The 2667-nt window shown below is 33.0% G+C and carries 4 protein-coding genes; all 4 read left to right on the forward strand.

The genetic code is table 11. The features are described 5' to 3' along the window. Window positions 1–109: 109 nt before the first annotated feature. The 4 genes from BM212_RS12115 to BM212_RS12130 are packed head-to-tail and all read left to right on the forward strand — an operon-like array spanning window position 110 to window position 2585. Entirely contained in the window at window positions 110–397 is a 288-nt protein-coding gene (locus BM212_RS12115; protein WP_091898788.1) for a substrate-binding domain-containing protein, read from the forward strand. A gap of 17 nt (window positions 398–414) precedes the next feature. After that, entirely contained in the window at window positions 415–1383 is a 969-nt protein-coding gene (locus BM212_RS12120) for an ROK family protein (RefSeq protein ID WP_091898790.1), read from the forward strand. A gap of 10 nt (window positions 1384–1393) precedes the next feature. Continuing rightward, window positions 1394–2341, forward strand: coding sequence for an ABC transporter permease (locus tag BM212_RS12125; protein WP_087057565.1), 948 nt, complete (start codon window positions 1394–1396; stop codon window positions 2339–2341). A gap of 16 nt (window positions 2342–2357) precedes the next feature. Beyond that, window positions 2358–2585, forward strand: coding sequence for a hypothetical protein (locus tag BM212_RS12130; RefSeq protein ID WP_245750979.1), 228 nt, complete (start codon window positions 2358–2360; stop codon window positions 2583–2585). Window positions 2586–2667: the final 82 nt, after the last annotated feature.

Raw genomic sequence — 2667 nt, forward strand, 5'->3', positions numbered from 1 at the left:
TAAGTGGTAAACAGGTTGGCAATGACTGGTACATTTCATGGCAAAGGGTGGTACAAAACTTGGCAGCGCTGGTACATTTCGCTGGCGGTAGTCAAAGTTTCCTGGAAAAATGCCAATAGCTTTTTTAGCAGGTAATGACTTAAGTGCTATTGGAACTGTTAAGGCAATTAAAGAATCAGGATATAGTGTCCCAGAAGATTTTAGTGTGATTGGTTTTGACGGAATTGATTTACTGAACTATTTTACACCATCTTTAAGCACAGTAAAAAATCCTATTTCCAAGCAGGGAATAATGGCTGTAAATCATTTGATTGACTTGATTAATGAAAAGAATACAGGACAATCTTTTGTATTAAAAGGAAAACTGATCGTCAATCAATCAACACGTATTATTTAAATATAGGAGGTGGAAAATTGTATATAGGTATCGACATAGGAGGAACAAATACAAAATTCGGAATTATAAATGAACAAGGTCTAGTACTTGAAAAATCAATGATTCCTACAAAGTATGATAAATTATTATTTTTAGAAAGTTTAACAGCTATTATTCTGAAATATAAAAATAGCAATTCAGGAATAAAAGGTATTGGTATTAGCGCTCCAGGAATAATTCAAAAAAATGGATTACTGATTACAGCGGGAGCAATCAAAACGCTTTATGGAGTAAATTTAAAATTAGAAATAGAATCAAGAACTAATCTACCTACTGTTATCGAGAATGATGCAAACGCTGCGGCAATTGCAGAAAAGTGGGTTGGAAATGCCAAAAATTTTGAAAATTATCTTTGTTTAGTACTGGGAACTGGAATAGGTGGAGGAATTATTTTAAATAATCAAGTTTATCGTGGTGGGCATGGTATGGCAGGAGAATTTGGGTGGATGATGATTGATACACTACCGGAACAAAGAAATCTAGAATCAGTTTCGTTAAATCAACGAGCAGCAGTAGTTGGAGGTCTTTGTCATCAATATGCTTTAGCGATGAAAAAACTAGACTCAGGTTATGTGGAAATTTTAGATGCAAAAGAAATTATTAATAAAGCTCTAGAAAATGATGTAGTAGCCTCAAAAGTTGTATCAGAATTTTATCGTGATTTATCGGTGGGGGTATTGAATTTGATAGGTTGTTTTGATCCGGAAGCAATATTGATTGGAGGGGGTATCAGTGAAAATGAGAAGTTTATGATTGATTTTATCAAATCTTTAAAATTGCTGGAAAGCCGTCATGCGAGTTTAAATTATATAAAAGAAAAAATCCCAGTAAAGATCATACCTGCTAAATTTAAAAATGATGCAGGCATGATCGGGGCAGTGTATCAAATTATCCAAGAGTTAAAATTAGGTTCGGGAAGAGTAACTTCTCAAAAGAAAGCGCTTTAGGAGGGGTGTAATGGAAACCCAAGAAATAATTTCAGTTAATAATAAAAAAAAGAGTAAATTTTTAAAAAAACTTAAGGCTCAAAGTTTTTATCAGGTAATGGTATGGCCCGGTATCATCTTAATGGTTATTTTTAATTTTATTCCATTATATGGAATTATAATTGCTTTTAAAGATTATTCTGTATTAGATACAATTTCAAATGCCGAATGGGTGGGCACTCAGTACTTTCAAGAATTTTTTAGTGACTCAATGTTTTGGACTGTAATGTCGAATACGATAGGTATAAGTTTTTTTAAATTATTGATTGGATTCCCATCAGCTATTATTTTAGCTGTTTTGATCAATGAAATTGTAAATAAGAAACTAAAGAAATTAGTTCAAACGATATCTTACTTACCACACTTTCTTTCATGGGTTATTCTCGGAGGAATGTTTATAACTTGGTTATCAGATACGGGATTAGTAAATAATATTTTACTAGGAAGTGGTATGATCGATCAGCCGATAAGATTCTTGACAGATCCGGATAAGTATTGGGCTATCGCGGTTATATCAGATATCTGGAAGGAAGTAGGCTGGAATACTATTCTTTATATAGCAGCTATGACTGGAATCAATCCATCCCTATATGAAGCGGCCCGTATGGATGGAGCTACAAAATTCCAACAAATCACTAGAATTACGATACCATCAATCAGACATATTATAGCATTGACATTCGTACTTTCAGTTGGAGGATTATTGGGTTCTAATTTAGATCAGACTTTAGTTCTACAAAACCCTGTAAACTATCAAGCAAGTGAAGTTATTAATTCTTTCGTATATAGAATGGGGATTCAACAAGGAGATTTTTCATATGCAACAGCAGTAGGCTTATTTGTATCAGTAATCTCACTTTTATTAGTTGTTGGTAGTCATTTATTAACGAAGAAAATCAGTGATGAATCAGTATTCTAGGAAAGGAGGTAAAAAAATGAACCAAACAAATTCTAACGACGAAAAAATATTCAATGTAGTTAATGTGATTTTCATGATTTTCTTTTTGGCGATTATTGCTTTACCGCTTTGGAATATAATAGCGCTCTCTTTCAATGATGCTACAGACGCTGCACGAGGAGGGATTTATTTTTGGACTAGAAAGTTTTCACTGGAGAGCTATTATACGGTTTTTGAAAATAGTGCGATATATAATGTCTACTGAATAATAAACTATGCTTATTCTGCTGCCTTTTACAACTAATGATTGATATAATAGATGCAAGGGTTTTTATAGGATGTTAAAC

Source organism: Marinilactibacillus piezotolerans (genome assembly GCF_900114235.1).
Lineage (GTDB): Bacteria > Bacillota > Bacilli > Lactobacillales > Carnobacteriaceae_A > Marinilactibacillus > Marinilactibacillus piezotolerans.

Coding starts and splice junctions, on each gene's coding strand:
- BM212_RS12115 (WP_091898788.1), top strand. CDS start 110: ATGCCAATAGCTTTTTTAGCAGGTAATGACTTAAGTGCTATTGGAACT.
- BM212_RS12125 (WP_087057565.1), top strand. CDS start 1,394: ATGGAAACCCAAGAAATAATTTCAGTTAATAATAAAAAAAAGAGTAAA.
- BM212_RS12130 (WP_245750979.1), top strand. CDS start 2,358: ATGAACCAAACAAATTCTAACGACGAAAAAATATTCAATGTAGTTAAT.